General features: G+C 48.7%; 13 protein-coding genes. 11 read left to right on the plus strand and 2 right to left on the minus strand.

Features of this window, described 5'->3' with window-relative positions; all coding sequences use genetic code 11:
• Positions 1-66 precede the first annotated feature (66 nt).
• The 7 genes from dinG (at position 67) to CWB98_RS08555 (ending at position 5890) form a co-directional block, all read left to right on the plus strand.
• Positions 67-2136, plus strand: coding sequence for an ATP-dependent DNA helicase DinG (gene dinG, locus CWB98_RS08525; protein WP_138544477.1), 2070 nt, complete (start codon positions 67-69; stop codon positions 2134-2136).
• 3 nt (positions 2137-2139) lie between these two features.
• Complete coding sequence (locus tag CWB98_RS08530) at positions 2140-2919, plus strand: TSUP family transporter (protein WP_138544478.1); 780 nt, start codon at positions 2140-2142, stop codon at positions 2917-2919.
• Positions 2916-3515, plus strand: coding sequence for a primosomal replication protein (locus CWB98_RS08535; protein WP_138544479.1), 600 nt, complete (start codon positions 2916-2918; stop codon positions 3513-3515). Before CWB98_RS08530 ends, CWB98_RS08535 begins: the two co-directional genes overlap by 4 nt.
• Positions 3516-3535: 20 nt before the next feature.
• Positions 3536-4459, plus strand: coding sequence for a histone deacetylase family protein (locus CWB98_RS08540; RefSeq protein WP_138544480.1), 924 nt, complete (start codon positions 3536-3538; stop codon positions 4457-4459).
• A 108-nt stretch (positions 4460-4567) separates the two neighbouring features.
• Complete coding sequence (locus CWB98_RS08545) at positions 4568-4840, plus strand: late competence development ComFB family protein (protein ID WP_054014142.1); 273 nt, start codon at positions 4568-4570, stop codon at positions 4838-4840.
• Positions 4837-4998: a pleiotropic regulatory protein RsmS gene (rsmS, locus tag CWB98_RS08550; protein ID WP_138544481.1), complete on the plus strand. Its 162-nt coding sequence runs from the start codon at positions 4837-4839 to the stop codon at positions 4996-4998. The genes CWB98_RS08545 and rsmS overlap by 4 nt, the downstream gene beginning before the upstream one ends.
• A gap of 91 nt (positions 4999-5089) precedes the next feature.
• A complete protein-coding gene (locus CWB98_RS08555; protein ID WP_138544482.1) occupies positions 5090-5890 on the plus strand; it encodes an NPP1 family protein in 801 nt (266 codons plus the stop codon).
• Between the two features lie 44 nt (positions 5891-5934).
• On the opposite strand, the gene CWB98_RS08560 is transcribed toward CWB98_RS08555, so the two are convergent.
• The gene (locus CWB98_RS08560; protein WP_054014144.1) at positions 5935-6393 is read right to left on the minus strand and encodes a hypothetical protein; all 459 of its coding nucleotides are present in this window, start codon (positions 6391-6393) and stop codon (positions 5935-5937) included.
• 444 nt (positions 6394-6837) lie between these two features.
• Here CWB98_RS08560 and CWB98_RS08565 point away from each other — a divergent pair, with 444 nt between their 5' ends.
• From CWB98_RS08565 to CWB98_RS08575, 3 genes are all read left to right on the plus strand, one after another.
• The gene (locus tag CWB98_RS08565) at positions 6838-9957 is read left to right on the plus strand and encodes an efflux RND transporter permease subunit (protein ID WP_138544483.1); all 3120 of its coding nucleotides are present in this window, start codon (positions 6838-6840) and stop codon (positions 9955-9957) included.
• Positions 9958-9966: 9 nt separating this feature from the next.
• Positions 9967-11055 carry an efflux RND transporter periplasmic adaptor subunit gene (locus CWB98_RS08570; protein ID WP_138544484.1) on the plus strand — a complete coding sequence of 363 codons (1089 nt, stop codon included), beginning with the start codon at positions 9967-9969 and terminating at the stop codon, positions 11053-11055.
• A gap of 186 nt (positions 11056-11241) precedes the next feature.
• Positions 11242-12159 carry a glycoside hydrolase family 16 protein gene (locus CWB98_RS08575; RefSeq protein WP_138544485.1) on the plus strand — a complete coding sequence of 306 codons (918 nt, stop codon included), beginning with the start codon at positions 11242-11244 and terminating at the stop codon, positions 12157-12159.
• A gap of 23 nt (positions 12160-12182) precedes the next feature.
• Here CWB98_RS08575 and CWB98_RS08580 read toward each other — a convergent pair whose 3' ends face one another.
• Positions 12183-13814: a winged helix-turn-helix domain-containing protein gene (locus CWB98_RS08580; protein WP_171045613.1), complete on the minus strand. Its 1632-nt coding sequence runs from the start codon at positions 13812-13814 to the stop codon at positions 12183-12185.
• 409 nt (positions 13815-14223) lie between these two features.
• Between CWB98_RS08580 and CWB98_RS08585 the strand changes: the two genes are divergently transcribed.
• A complete protein-coding gene (locus CWB98_RS08585) occupies positions 14224-16185 on the plus strand; it encodes an FAD-dependent L-amino acid oxidase (RefSeq protein WP_138544487.1) in 1962 nt (653 codons plus the stop codon).
• Positions 16186-16225: the final 40 nt, after the last annotated feature.

The raw sequence follows: 16225 nt of genomic DNA on the forward strand, positions 1-16225 counted from the left end.
GGGGATCCCCGCCTAGAATAGAATACCTGTAATTATATCCATACTTTTTTGCTTAAGCGATCCTACATGCTGTCAGATTCTCTAAAAAAAACCATACGTCAGGCGCACACCAACATAGCTGAACAACTCGAAGGCTTCCGCCCTCGCGCCGGACAAAACTATCTGGTTGCAGAAATCGCCAAAACACTGGGTGGTGACTATCACAAATCTCAACGTATCTGTGTCATTGAAGCCGGAACCGGTACCGGTAAATCACTGGCTTATTGCCTGGGAGCCCTGCCCATGGCACTGGCAAAAAAGAAAAAACTGATCATCTCAACTGCCACAGTTGCACTGCAGGAACAATTACTCAACAAAGAGCTGCCCTTTTTTAGAGAGCACTCAGGCCTTGATTTTAAGTTTGATCTCGTTAAAGGTCGACAGCGCTATATCTGTGTGCAGAAACTACTAGCCGCAGTGAGCGGCGAAGAAACACAAATGTCTCTGGTGCCAACAACCAGCTCACCTTTGTCGGCAATGGAGCAGCGCTGCTTACAAGAACTGGCAAAAGCTTATCAGGATAAACGCTGGCAGGGTGACAGAGACAGTTGGGCGGATACCATACCGGACAAAGTCTGGAACCTCATCGCCTGTGACAAACATGCTTGCCAACGACAGCTGAAATCTCACAATTTGTGTCCTTTTCATCTGGCCAGGCAGAAAATCGCACAAATGGATGTACTGGTGATCAACCATGCCCTGTTACTTGCCGATCTGGAACTCGGTGGCGGCACCATTTTGAGTGACCCGGAAGAGACCTTTTACGTTATCGACGAGGCTCACCATTTGCCGCATATTACCCGGGACTTCTCATCCGCAGCAGCAACGATTAAAGGTACGATAGAGTGGTTGGACAAACTGCTCAAGTTCAGCGGTAAAATGGCCAATGTTGTCGTGTCACAAAAAGCCATCGGGCAAAATTTCAAGCTCAATGACGCAGCCAATGATGCGGGTAAAGTACTCCGTCAAGTCAGAGACATGCTGGATCAATCTGACTACAATTACAACGATGATGATACCCATCGTTTTTTGCACGGTGAAGTGCCGGAACAGCTTAAAGAGCGCGCCAAAGACATCGCCGATGCCACTCAGGATGCACTGCGCGCACTGAGTAAAATGCATGATGCGTTGACCCTGGATGTCAACGATGGTGACGTCCAGGGCTTTCTTGCCGATCCCATACTGGCAGAAAGCGGTCAGTATATTAACCGCCTGGAGCAGCTCAACAAATTGTGGTTCAGTTATGCCACAAAAGGTGAAGGTACTCCGCACGCGCGCTGGATAAAACGTCTGGACTACAAACACCATCATGATTATCTATTGTGTGACTGTCCCATTGAAGTGGGGTTTTATCTTAAAGATAACCTTTGGCGCGAGTGTGCAGGAGCCGTGCTGTGTTCGGCCACGCTAAGTGCTATGGGTAACTTCGACCACTTTGCGCGAGAAAGCGGACTCAGCAACGAACCCGGTGTCAAATATATCAAAGCCGATTCTCCCTTTGATTATGCCAAACAAGCCAAGCTGCATATTCCACAAACCAAAACGGAGCCTACAGACAAAGCCTTCAGTGATTATCTTGCAGAAGCGCTGCCCGACTATCTGGACAAGAAAAAGGCCAACCTGGTGCTGTTTGCCTCCTACTGGCAAATGGATCACGTGGTTGCCAAACTACGCAAACAAAACTGGCAGATCCTGGTGCAGGGCGAACTGTCCCGAGAAGAGCTGCTTAAGCGCCATCGCGCCGCCATTGATTTGGGCGCGGGTAGTATTTTATTTGGTACTCAGAGTTTGTCTGAGGGGTTAGACTTGCCAGGCAAGTACCTGGAAAACCTGGTGATCACTAAGATCCCCTTTGCGGTTCCTACGTCACCAGTTGAAGAGGCACAGGCTGAATTCATTCAGTCTAAAGGAGGAAATCCATTTTTATCGATTACGGTGCCAGATGCTGCCAAGAAATTAGTCCAAAGCTGTGGTAGACTGCTGCGCAAAGAAACGGATTCTGGCCGCATCACCATACTCGACAGACGCTTAGTCACCAAACGATATGGCAAAGCGATGCTGGACACGCTGCCACCCTTTGCGAAACAAATAGACTGATCCATGCTCGAATTTGCTTTAGACCCAGCCACCTTGGCGTTGTTATGTACGGTTGCACTGGCCGCAGGTTTTATTGATGCGATCGCTGGTGGTGGCGGTATGCTCACGGTACCCGCTCTGCTCACAGCAGGTCTGCCTCCGCACATGGCACTGGGCACCAATAAGCTCGCGGCCAGCTTCGGATCTTTAACGGCCAGTTTCACTTATTACAAGAAAAATCTCTTTAACCCGAGATTTTGGGCAGCCTCTGTGTTTGCCACCGCCATTGGTGCTGCACTGGGCACTTTATTAGTCGACTCACTCAGTATCGAGTTTCTGAATAAGCTTATTCCTGTCATTATTTTACTGGTTGCACTGTATAGTCTGTTTGGCAAAATGAGCCACAGTGATTCCATAGACTTGCCCAAGAAAACCGCCGTACTCAAGATAAAGCAGTGGCTGCAAGGCCTGGCACTGGGTTTTTTCGATGGCCTGGCAGGCCCGGGGACCGGCACTTTCTGGACCGCATCCAATGATATGCTCTATAAGATGAGCCTGCTGCTTAATTGTGGCCTAGCGCGCTCGATGAATTTTGTTTCGAACTTTATTTCTCTGATCACTTTCGTTGCACTGGGTCATGTGAATTACCTGCTGGGCCTGGCTATGGGCGCATTTTTGATGCTGGGCGCTTGGCTTGGCGCACATTCAGCGATAAAGTTTGGTAGTCGGCTGATCAAACCCCTGTTTAATACTGTGGTGATTATCCTGACAGCAAAACTTATTTTTGAGGCTTATATGGTATGAGTCAGCCACTGGATAAACTCAGGCAGCGCGTTGAAGAACTGCAACATCACGCCCAGCAATTTGATAACGCAAAGTGGTTTGATAAAAACCGCTATATTCAGTCACAACCCAGTCTGTTTGACGGTCATGTGTTTCGTAGTAAAAGCCTCAAACTCAGCGACTATGTCGATGAAGTCAACGAAGCGCTGGCACACTTACCACCGCCGTCGCAACGCCATGCGCTGCAATATGCCGTAGAGCACATCGGTGAACAGATTGAAGCCATCATTAAAGTGCTAAAATCGACCCCTGTATGGGCGAAAGAAAACCGTTTTCAGCCTCATAAGAAGGCAAAAGTCTTTCGTCAGGCCGTCAAAAAGATCATGCAACCTACCCATGAACTTTATCAGGAATTGTCGCAAAACCATGAATTTGAAAGGCGTCTGCAAGAAATGATCTCGCTGCGTCAGGATCAGCTGATAAAAGCAACGCCAGAGCAGGCCAGTCAGCTCAATAAAGAAATTCTTGCGCTACATGGCCGGCTCGGGCGATGTCGCAAGGCCATCAGTGCCACTGAAGACAAAATCCAGCAAAAAGAAAAGCAGACCCGCTTCTGATATGGAAAATTGCCTCCTTTATGTTGTTTTATCACCCCAGCTATAGTGACCTCTCTTTACCGCCAAGGCACAGGTTTCCGATTGATAAATATCGTCTTCTTTATCAGCAGCTAACACATACACCGTGTGCACAATGGCTTACGCAATCAAAGCGTATTGCCACACCTGAGCAACTCATGGTGTGTCATGATACACATTACGTTGCACAGTTCCTCGATGGTACTTTATCGGCTGGTGCTATTAAACGCATGGGTTTTCCCTGGTCGCCGCAATTAGTTGAACGCACATTGCGCTCCATAGGTACGACACTGGAAGCCACGGAGCTTGCGCTGAGCTGCGGATTTGCAGCCAACCTCAGTGGTGGCTATCATCATGCCTTCAGCGACAGAGCTGCTGGTTTTTGCATTTTCAACGATCTCGCCATTACCGCCAGAGCCCTTATCAAAAACGGACAGGCCGATACAGTATTACTGCTGGACTGTGACGTACACCAGGGTGATGGTAGTGCTGAAATCCTAAAATCAGACACGCAGATAATTACCTGCTCACTCCATTGTGAGCAGAACTTTCCCAAGCTGAAGCAAGCGTCCGACTACGACTTTGCCTTACCCATTGGCTGCTCAGATGAAGCTTACCTCGCAACACTCGATGAAGCCCTGAGCCTGTGTACCCGTCTTCACCAACCCGACATCATACTGTATAACGCGGGAGCAGACATCTATCACCGTGACGAGCTAGGGCATTTAGACATTAGTCTGGAGGGCGTATTGGCACGGGATATTCAGGTGTTGAAACATGCAAAGCAGCATCAAACCCCTCTGATGGCGGTACTTGGAGGTGGCTATCAGCGTAATATCAGCCGACTGGTTGAGGTACATAAGCAACTGTTTATCGCGCTGCAACAAGTCTGGCCAGAACGCTTCAACACCCCCTCTGCACAATAAACTACCTACATAAAGTGACATTTTGCAGGTTTTAAAATTGCTGGTAGCATTAACCACAGAGGTGGTTTATGTTGTACAATTACAATAACTTCAAAATGGAGCACTACAATGAAACTTCATGATGATTTGCACAATTATTACGAGAAAATTGTGCTCGAAAACATTGAAGAGCGAGGCCTTGACCATAAATACGATGAAGACGTGATGGCAGACCTGTGTTGTACCGCACTGAATCGTTTGCCAGCTCGTTACATTCGCTATGACGTAGACATGGAGTTTTACCTGCCCACCGACGAAAGAACTGAGATGGAAGCCAAAGTAAAAGAGGCTGTGGATTATGCACTGGCACAAATTGCGAAAAAGAAACAATTTCAACCATGACCCAAAAAACACTCGAAAGCGCACCTGAACACATCAAGCTCGCCGTAGACCTGATCATGTTACTCGAGCAAAACGAAGTACCTGCTGAGCAGGTGCTGGCCGCACTTGAGATAGTTCAGGCCGATTTCACAAATAAACTGGACTCGGAAGTAAGTTAACTTTAAAACAACAAAAAACTTCACACACCATTTACCCTTATGTCATATTGTCGCCTCACAATGACAACTCTCTATGATGTAAGGAATGATTATGACAACAAACCATCCACGTGCTACTGCCCTCTCATTTGTCGCCACCACCCTGCTAAGCGGTGGCGCTGTGGCCAATGATTTCGCCGCACTCGATCAAGCGCTGCCTGGTGGGTATGTGATCAATGGTACCGAGCCCGTATTCGATTTTGACGGAGATGGCTGTTTACCAAGCGCTGGGATCAGCAGGACCGGACAACAGAATGCAGGATTGAAAACGTCGGGTAGTTTGGGTGGCAGTTGCAGAGACAGCCAGTTTTTAGCCACCTCAAACACCGTGCACCGATACGCCTGCGCAGAAACTGGGCAAGGTCGATACTGTGGTCACTTTTACGCTATGTATTTCAAAAAGGACCAGGTATTCCCCTATTTTGGAGGTGGACATCGCCATGACTGGGAATATGCCGCAGTATGGACCAAAGACGGCCAGGTCACACACGGCAGCTACAGCGCCCACGGTGATTTATTTACCAAGCCAGCTAACGAACTCCCCTTTGAAAATGGTCATCTGAAAATTGTCTACCACAAGGATGGTATTCTTACTCACGCATTTCGTTTTGCAAAATCGAATGAAGCAGCTGAGAATGGGTATAATCGCTTTGTCACACCAGCAATCATCAGCTGGTACGAAATGTCCGGAGATGGCATAGATAATCAAGGTTTGCGCGATAAGCTAAATCAATACGATTATGGCTCAGCGACCTTACCCGTAAAGGACAGTCGATTTTTAACTAACCTTAACCGCTTCAAACCCACGGGATATCCTACTTTCACTACCGCTGACGTGTTAGCGGCACAGTAGCTTTCCTGCAAGCCCGCGATAGTGCGGGCTTGCTCTGTACAACCTTAAGCTGACTTTGCGAATGCCTCAGTGGATGTGTGCAGCTTATACTGCGCAAAAAATCGGCTATCAGACTCGGAGTCTCTCGGGCAAGCGAAATAAGCGACATCGTCGCGCACCGGCTCTGGCCGGTTATGTTGACCATCTTCCCAGTACAACACGGCATGCTTCACCAGCTCTTCCAGGTAAGTATGATCCCAGCTATAGTGGCAGAATCCATGATGATCAGACAAATAAGGGGCATAATCTGCACAACTCTCAATGCTGGTTACACCATTTTTATAATCAGCAAAGGCTTTTGCGTCTTCCTCAGCAGTGGCTGGATCAACAAAATAGGCGACATCACGCCGTGGTGGTAAGGCCTGCGGAAGACCAAACTTTTCTCTTACGGCCGAACATTCAACCACAATCCAGGAAACAAAATGGGCACCAATCTGATGGTCCCACTTCAACGCAACAAACATCTCAACTCTCCTTCTAAGCTCAATTTATCTCGGTTAGATCGAAACCCTGCATGGTAAATGCGGGCATCCTCCAGAATGCGCGCGCAGCTTACCGGAAATTGTTGTCAAAAAGTAGTCAATTAATGAATTTTTTCATGACATATTTTGATGTGAATTGAGAAAATAATAACCCAACCGCCAGGTACCCGGCATTCAACCAAAGCGCCAATCCGATCACTGCCCCAGAACTGGGCACAGTCTAAAAAACAGCCAAAACACGACTTCAGATGGGTGTTAAAACTGTGTCTGACTCTGTTAAATCGTTACAAGGTATTACGACATAGCAAATCACCGCTAATATGTTGCTATTTGTCGTGATTTTCAAAAATACCTACTTACCTGCCGCTAGCAGTTTTTTGTCATTTCATTAAACTGCACAGTGAAGATCAACACTTGGACGTTGTTATGAACCTGACACGCAATTCATTGAAAAACCCCGCTGCTGTCGTGGTGATCCTGGTGCTGCTAATACTGTTTGGCATTCTCAGTATTTTCAAGTTACCAATCCAGCTGACACCAGATATAGAACAACCACAAATAACCATATTTTCTGGCTGGCGGGAAGCTGCACCCGAAGAGATTGAGTCGGTGATCATTGAGCCACTCGAAAACGCGGTTAAAAATACCCCGGGCGCGCTGGAAGTTAATACCACTATCAATCGAGGGAACGGCTTTATCTCGTTAACTTTTGCCGTCGGCACCGATATGCAGCAAGCCATGCTGGATGTCCTGACCAACCTGAATCAGGCGCCACCTTTACCGTTGGATGCCATTGACCCTGTTGTCAGTGCAGGAGGTAATGGCGGACCAGCCGGGCCCAATGCCGCTTCCTTGCTTGTAACACCTCTCAACTATGAGGGAGATGGTTTAGATCTGGATATGGCTCAATTTCAAAAAACCATAGAAGAGCTAATTGAACCTCGTTTGGCAAGCATACCCGGTGTGGCCCGAGTTAATTTGGCCAGTGAAAGGCCAAAAGAATTACGTATCACCTTTGACCCTCATAAAGCAGCCGCATTAGGGATCTCGCTGGGACAAATCAGACAAACGCTTGCCAGCTCCAGAGATACCTCGGGAGGTCTGGCAGACGTTGGTCGACGTCAATATACTGTACGTTTCACAGGCCAATACGACCTGCAAGATATGCTGCAAATGCGTATTGGCTACTCGCAGGAACGACCTATCTATTTGGGTGACGTCGCCACTGTCGCCGAAACATACTCAGATCGCCGGGCAATGAGTGGCCGAAATGGTAAACCGGCCTATTATATTACCGTGTCTCGGGCAAACGGTGCCAATACTGTTGCTTTGCTCGACGGCATCAATCAGGCTATCAATGAATTAAACGCAGGACCACTGCCTGAAGCCGGCATTTCGATTGAGCTAAGCTATGATGCTTCTGTCCATATCCGCAATGCACTACTATTGGTCAAAAGTAATCTTGGACTCGGTGTGCTGCTGTCGCTGGCCATTTTGTGGCTGTTCTTCAGGGGCATCAAAACCACGCTGATTATTGCTGCGACTATCCCAGTATCTCTGATGGTTGCGTTTCTTGCACTGAGCGCTTTTGAGCGCAGTCTTAACGTTATTTCGCTGGCAGGTCTGGCGTTCGCTGTTGGTCTGGTATTAGATGCTGCGATTATCGTGCAGGAAAACATTACCCGATTAAAATCCAACGGATTTGATGATTACAAAGCCGCGTTGCGTGGTGCTGGGCAGGTAGCCGGTGCCTTGTTTGCCTCTACGGCGACCAGTGTTGCTATTTTCCTGCCCATTCTCTTCATGGCTGGTATTGAGGGGCAACTGTTTTCAGATCTGGCTCTGACACTCTCAATAGCCGTGGTCGCATCCATGATCTGTGCATTGACGATTATCCCGGTTGCCAATCGATACCTGCCGGATAGCAAAACACAAACCGACCCGTATAAGCATTACTGGCACAAGCTGACAACCCTAATCATGCGTCTGACTAACAGCAAAGTAAAACAACTGAGCTGGATCTGTGCACTGCTAGGTGGCTCCGCAATAGTAACTCTCACAATGTTACCAAAGACCGATTTCATGCCTCGTGCGCCTACCGATGGCTTCTTCTTTAATTTGGTCACGCCGCCTGGCGGAAACATGGCCTACATGGAGGATGAATTACTCAAACGGGTCCGTGCACGTCTGATGCCCTATTATCACGGTGATAAGCAACCGGGTATTAAGGACTTCAATTTTTATATTTTTGGAGCAAACGCGGGAGGTTTTATCTATTCAGCCGACCCACAGCGTGTTGAAGAGCTCATGCAGGTCGCCAGAGAGGAAATCTTTGTCGATCTGCCCGATACTCGGGTGTTCTTTTTCCGCGGATCCATGATTAACATTGCCAATGGCGGTGATGGCCGCGACATCAATATTGAGCTTACCGGGCCGGATATGGACGACCTTATCGCGGGTGCCCAAGTGGCACTTCAGGCAGTGCAAACCGCCATGCCTGAGGCGACAGCCCGACCGCAACCTCGCCTTGATATGGCGGAGCCTGAACTCAGGCTACAGCCTAATGACCGGCGAATTACTCAAGCGGGGCTGAGCCGTCAGGATGTCTCTCAGGCTGTTCAGGCCTTTACCGGTGGCCTGTTTATCAACGAGTATTTTAACGGTAACGAGCGGATGAACGTGATTTTGCGTGCCCAGGCCTGGCAGACACCCGAAGAGCTTAAAGCACTGCCTTTGTTCACACCAGATGCCGGGATCCAGACTTTAGGGGAGCTTGCAGAAGTAACGCGCACCGTCGGGCCCAGTCAGTTACAAAGGATCAATGGTCGCCGCACCGTCAGCATCATAGTGACACCACCTGCCGAAATGAGTCTGCAACAGGCACAGGCGATTCTGGCTGAGCAGGTAATGCCTAAAATCAAAGCTCAGCTGCCCGAAACAGCCGGCGTCATTCTTGGCGGTAATGCCCAGAAAATGAATAGTGCTATCGAAGAAATGACTCTCAACTTCTTCCTCGCCCTGTTTATTTTGTTCCTGTTGATGACGGCACTATTTAAATCCGTTCGCGATAGCGCTTTGGTATTACTGGTGATGCCATTGGCCATTGCCGGTGGTGTACTGGCGCTCTATATTCTGAACCTGTTTACCTTTCAGTCTTTGGATTTACTTACCATGATAGGCTTCATCATCTTACTGGGCCTGGTCGTAAATAATGCCATTTTGCTTGTCGACCAAACGCGTCATGCACAGGCCCAGGGAATGGACCGTCGCGATGCAGTTGAGCAAGCAGTGCTGATGCGAGCACGTCCTGTATATTTGAGTACACTGACCAGCCTCTTCGGTATGCTGCCTCTGATGTTAATGCCTGGCGTGGGATCGGAAATCTATCGTGGCCTGGCAACCGTCATCGTCGGTGGCATGGCAATTAGTGCCTTGTTTACCCTGGTACTCATGCCCAGCCTGTTGCAACTTGGCAGTGATAAAAAGCCAACCCCTAAAGCTACTAACAATACTAAACCTCAGTTAAATCTGGTCGCGAATCAATAGGAGCCCCTTATGTTTGCAAATCAATTTAAGTGCGCACTGGTCACTCTTATTGCCGCCAGTGCAGTAACCTTTAGCCAGCAGGCTGATGCCGCACAACCCGTCGCTGTAGAAGCAGTTTCTCAGGGCCAACTCACCAGTGAGCTGGCAGTAAACGGTACCTTGCATGGCAAGCGCGATATGGTGATTACCGCGGGCGTGACAGGCAGATTGCAATATGTTGCCGAGCCCGGCCTTGAAGTTGCTGAGGGCGATGTACTAGTCCGTATAGACACACTGCCCCTGGAGCTCGAAAAGGCGCGCCAGCAAGAGATGCTCAAGCGTGCTCGAATCAATTTGCGTTTTCAACAACAGGAACTGGCGCGCCTCAAAGAGCTGGCCAAAACCAGCAGTGCGGCGGCCAGTCAGGTAGACAAGGTCCAAAATGCACATGACTTGGTGCACTCTGATATTGCCCTCGCACAGGTTGAGCTCAAAGTGATAGACGACAAACTCAACCGTGCCACTGTGAGAGCCCCGTTTGCAGGGACGGTCAGCAAACGCTACCACCGTGCAGGACGCGATGTGAGCCGGGCTGATGAATTACTCAACCTGGTAGATATACACCAGCTCGAAGCCCGTCTTTATGTGCCGGTCAAGTATCTCAGCTATCTGAGCGTCGGGCAGACACTTCCCGTCAGCGCAGGCAATCTAGATGCCCCGCAGACCGCTGCCGCACGTATCAGTGCCGTGATCCCTGCCACCGACCCTCGTTCACAGACCTTTGAAGTACGTGCCTTACTCGAGCAACAAAATGCGCCTGCTAGCAAACACCTCTGGGCCGTCGGGCAACTTGTTGATGTCAAAGTGCCATTGGCCGTCAGTGATCAAGCATTATTGGTAAATCGCGATGCCCTCATCCTGCGTAAGCAGGGCGTTCATGTTGTCAAAATTGAAGACAATAACACCGCAACCCAGGTACCGGTGACGGTTGGCAAGGGTCAGGGCAAACTGGTTGCAATTGCTCCCAAACCTGAACACCAGCTGCTGGCAGGAGATAGAGTCGCGGTACGTGGAGCTGAACGACTGACCAATGGCCAGGAAGTCGACGTGCAAAATTAAAAAGCTTACTAGCCCAATGAGCCTGCTTAAGGAAGAGCTAAGGCTCATTTTTAAAATCAATTTATAAAAATCAAACATTTAATATTTTTTAATACGCTCACTCGGTTAATTTAAGCATTTTTAACTGGCTTATCTCCTCCCACCAGTCAACGCTGTTCCTGTCCAATAACAAAAAAGGAATACGTGATGAAAAACTCTGTCTTTTTCTCTCTGGCCACCTTAGGTGCCAGTATGTTGATAGCCTGCGCCAGTCAACCTCTGGGTGCACAACCCACCCAGGTCATGTTTGATGACTTTAGTTATACACGCTTTGCTGAGGCACAAAAGCACGGCTGGCAACTTCGCTCTGAAGTCGGCCACCCAGGGATCAAAAATGCTACCTGGTGGCATGAAGGTGTAAGCTTTCATGTTGACCCACATAACCCCGACAACCGCGTTATGCGCCTAACATCCAAAACGGATGGCAGTGCAGCAAATACACGCCATGTGCAAGTGTGTCATAAGCGGAAATATCTGGAAGGTACCTATGCTGCCCGGGTATATTTTACTGACAAACCACAATACGGGCCCGATGGAGATGGTGTGATCCAGACATTCTATGCTATCAGCCCTTTGGCCGCACCGATGGATAAAAACTACAGTGAAATGGATTTTGAATACCTGCCCAACGGTGGCTGGGGTACCGACCGACACGCCCTGTTTGCTACCTCCTGGGAAACCTTCCAGCTTACGCCCTGGACCAAAGTGAATGCATACGATTACGACATAAATCCACTGGAGGGATGGAACACCCTGGTTCTGCAAGTGGGCAATGAGACCTTAAAATACTATATCAATGGTAAGCTGTATGCAGAACATGGCAGCGATGTTTACCCGGAAGTCGCTATGTCAATTAACTTTAATCAGTGGTTCGATCCCAATAAAATCGTTAACTCCAGCGAGATGCGTCAGTATTATCAGGATGTCGACTGGGTCTATTTTGTTAAAGACAGTATTGTTGCGGTCAATGAAGTCAGCAAGCAGGTTCAACAATTACGAAGCCAGAACATTAAACAAAAAGATACTGTAGCCCCGTCTGAGTATGCAGACTATTGCAGCCTGTGAGCAGTCTGTCCGGAGCATAAATTTCAGTTAACTGTGTATATAGAAGCCCGGGCAAACCAGGCTTCAACCCGCTCAATCAAAACCGGGTCATCGGCGTCACGCGCAAGTGCTCTGGCACGTGATGCCAGTCGATGTGCCTGCTCTACTTTCTGTGACTGGCGTAACAGATCTGCCTCGGCCAGCCAGATCCAGATCTGATTAGGGATGGCGTTACTCGCTTTTGCCACCTGATGCGCCTGTTCAAACAAGCGCGCTGCCTCTTTCATTTCTCCCTGCTGCGCTGCAATTCGGGCTAGCTCTATGAGTGCGTTAGTCTGGCCATAGATAGCGTCGAAACGCTGATGGTAGCCCAATGCCGAATGCAACAAACGAGACGCTTCGCTATAGCGACCCTGAATACGCTTAATCTTGCCCAGCTCTTCAAGTGCATACGCAATAAACAATTGGTCTGCATTATCAGTAGCCTGCTCGTGAGCGATGGCGATATATTGCTGCGCACGCTCAAGCTCTTGAGCACGATCGTCTGCCTGCGGCCAATTCACCAACAAATAACCGGTCATCAGATTAGCACGCATACGTTCACGGCGGGTGACTGAATCGTCGCCTTTTTCATCGATGTTTTGCTGCAACAACGCCAAAGCAGCCGAAATGTCCCCCTGATTTGCCAGGCTTGCGGCAAGATAACGCCTGACAGTTAACGGATCCTCAGAATGACTGAGGGCAGTGCGTAATAAAGCTATCGCATCCAGGTAATTGCGCGCCAGATATAACTGCACCCCTCTGGCGAATGCCTCATTGCTAAAATCTAAATTTCGCTGCGTATGCAGGGTCTGAGAGGGTTTACCATAACGGGCCGTCAATCGTGTAATCAGGTCCTGATAAGCAAGCTCTGGGCTGGCAGCAAACACCACTCCCTGCTCTTCACTGTGTTTGAAATGTAAGGTATATTGCAATTGCATGTCTTGCGGAAAGCCACTCAGACGTGTTTCGACCAATATATCAGCACCCAATCGCTCTAATAGTTGCAGGACCTCTTGTCGATGCGATAGTCTGATCTGTGCAGTATCGTCAGAGTACCAGGGACTATGAGATATGGTGGTCAGCACATGCTCAGCGGTAACAACGGGCAACGCAGACTCTTGCAGGGTCTGTTCACTCAGATATGAGAGCCCCGTGAGGGGCACAGTAGCATGAACATCATCCAGCATAGCATTGTCGACAGGCAAAAATGCCACGGTAGGATAGTGTTCTGAAGATAAATCCTTTTCCCACCATTGGCTTAGCAGCACCCAGAACATCGCCAATACTATGACACTCAAAAACGCTGCGACAGAGTACTTTTGGCCTGCTTTTGAACTATCTACCGACACAGGTGCTATGGTCAGCTGGTAGCCAATACGCGGATGGGTTTTGATGGCGTCTGCCCCAAAGATCTCCCGCAGCTCTCGAATGGACTGTACCAGCACCTGTTCCTGTACAACAACCCCTCGCCACACCGTATCAAGCAACTGTGCCTTGGTCACAATCCGATCAGAGTACTGGATCAATATCTGCAACACCGCCAGCGTTTTAGCTCTGATATCTCGTGATCCATCAGAGGTCGTTGCGATGCCTTTAACCAGGTCTACCTCGACATTGTTGAGCAGATAACGCATAGATCCATCTCTCAGATTCACAATACACACACAGCCCAAGCCAGTGTCCCCATCAGGAGTGTGCAATATTTCCCCGTCAGGCTCAAGTCCCTGAAAAACAGACTTGCTGCAGAGAACCAGACTATTGGATAAATTTAACCTTAAAATATTCAATAGCATAGTGCATTCAATGTGATTTATTGAATGCAATTAGCATAAAAATTAACCCTTGTGCTACATTTGATATGAGTTATGTCTTTTTGGTGTCAGCATTGTAATAGAGCTTGATTGATTTGCGCCCTTCTCATGCTTTCAACCCTATCTACTGAAAGGCAAACAAAACAAGTCCACACAATTGAACAGAAGTCGTCGTACAGATTGTTGCCGTCGTTTGTGACAAAAACGGTAAATAGCAAACTAAGGAACTACTATGACGCATTATTCTTTTGGCAATGAAATCGATGATAAAAGCCTTCCAAATCATCTGGAGGTCGCCATTGTCGGGGCCGGTATGGCTGGGCTATACAGTGCGTGGCGCCTGCAAAACGAATCAAACTGTGAAAAACTTGCCATCTTTGAGCGCTCCAATCGTACCGGCGGCCGACTTGACTCAGATTTAATTCAATTCAAAAATCAGCATAGTAATACCCCGCCCACTATCACAGTAAAAGAAGAGCAAGGTGGGATGCGCTTTTTATTTGATGGTATGGACGATTTAATGGCGCTGTTTCTTAATCTCGACCTGCAGGATCAAATTGTCCCTTTCCCGATGAACAGTGGTGGTGACAATCGCCTGTTCTTCCGCGGTAAGAGCTTCAGTGTGAATACAGCTGCTCAAGACAATTACAAGATTTGGTCTGAACTATACAACCTGGCCCCGTCTGAGCAAGGCGTTAACCCAAAAGACATTGTTAATGTTGTGTTCAATCGGATATTGCAAGCCAATCCACAATTTAAGGCACGTCCCGAAGTCAGAGGCCCTGAGTTCTGGCAAGCATTCCGCCTCGAATGTCAGTGGCAAGGTAAAACACTCAATGAGTGGACCCTGTGGGATCTGTACACAGCGATGGGGTATTCTCAGGAATGTATTAATATGCTGTATCGAGTACTTGGCTTTAATGGCACTTTTTTATCTCAAATGAATGCAGGAGTAGCCTATCAATTGTTGGAAGATTTCCCGGCTGGCGTACAATTTAAAACATTCAAAGACGGATTCAGCACCCTGCCAAATGCGCTTGTAGATAAAATAGGCACTGACAACATTCACCTGCAAACCAGTATTGAGGAAATTTCTTATCTTGAGGCGGACAACCGCTACGAACTACACTATCTCCACACTGATGAAAACGGGCGCAGCCATAAGGGTAAAGTCACAGCTGACAAAGTCATTTTGGCGCTTCCTCGTCTGGCACTGGAAAAACTGTTCGTTCGCTCAAATGCGTTTAATACCCTGGACAAAGAACGTTCTGAACAACTGTGGAATACCCTGCAAACCACCTCGAACCAGCCGCTGCTGAAGATCAACCTCTACTACGACAATGCCTGGTGGGGACGCGGCACGACTGGCCGTCCGGCTGTTGAGTTCGGCCCGAACTTTGCGGACCTGCCTACCGGCTCTGTTTACCCCTTTTATGCAGTCAACGAGGAACTGGTCGCGGCCCTGATGTATCAGGAGCGCAAAACCGACCCATCCGAGAGTACACAGGCCAAGCTGGATCACATTGGCAACGAAAAGTACGAGCGCCCTGCCGCCCTGACTATCTATTGTGACTATCTGAACATTAACTTCTGGAGTGCGCTGCAAAATATTGGCGAAACCTATCATCACCCGCATCAGGACAAGTATGTGACCGACATCCCGGGTGATATCTACCCGGCCTCAACGGCCGTGGTCGAGCAAGCGACCCGCTTTTTCAAAGATATTTTCAACACACACTATGTGCCAGAGCCAATTCTGACCAGCGCACGAATTTGGCAAGGTGGTGTCCGCTTTGATGTGCCGCCCAGCCAGCAGTTTGGCTTCGGCGTGCACCAATGGGCGGTCGGTGCTGATGATAAAAAAGTGATGGAAGAACTGACAGAGCCTTTACCTAACCTGTTTACCTGTGGTGAAGCCTTTTCTGATTATCAGGGTTGGGTAGAAGGCGCATTACGCTCAACCGATCTGGCCCTCAATAAGGGGTTTGGGCTACAACCGCTGAGCGAGGTCTATGAGCAGACAACGCACATTAGTTCGTCAGAAGCCATTAAAGTCGCTTATGAAGAAAATGCCAGCAAGCTAATCAACCAGTACATAGAGCCCAACTTCTCAACAGGTAGCGCGCCTATTGAGAAACAGACAGAAGTTGAAAACGTTCTGGGTGTCAACCTCAGTTACTTTGATCTCAAGTAGCTCTGCACCGGGCGCCAACACAGGTGCCTTTCCTTCCAAT

The organism is Pseudoalteromonas rubra (assembly GCF_005887115.1).
Lineage (GTDB): Bacteria > Pseudomonadota > Gammaproteobacteria > Enterobacterales > Alteromonadaceae > Pseudoalteromonas > Pseudoalteromonas rubra_F.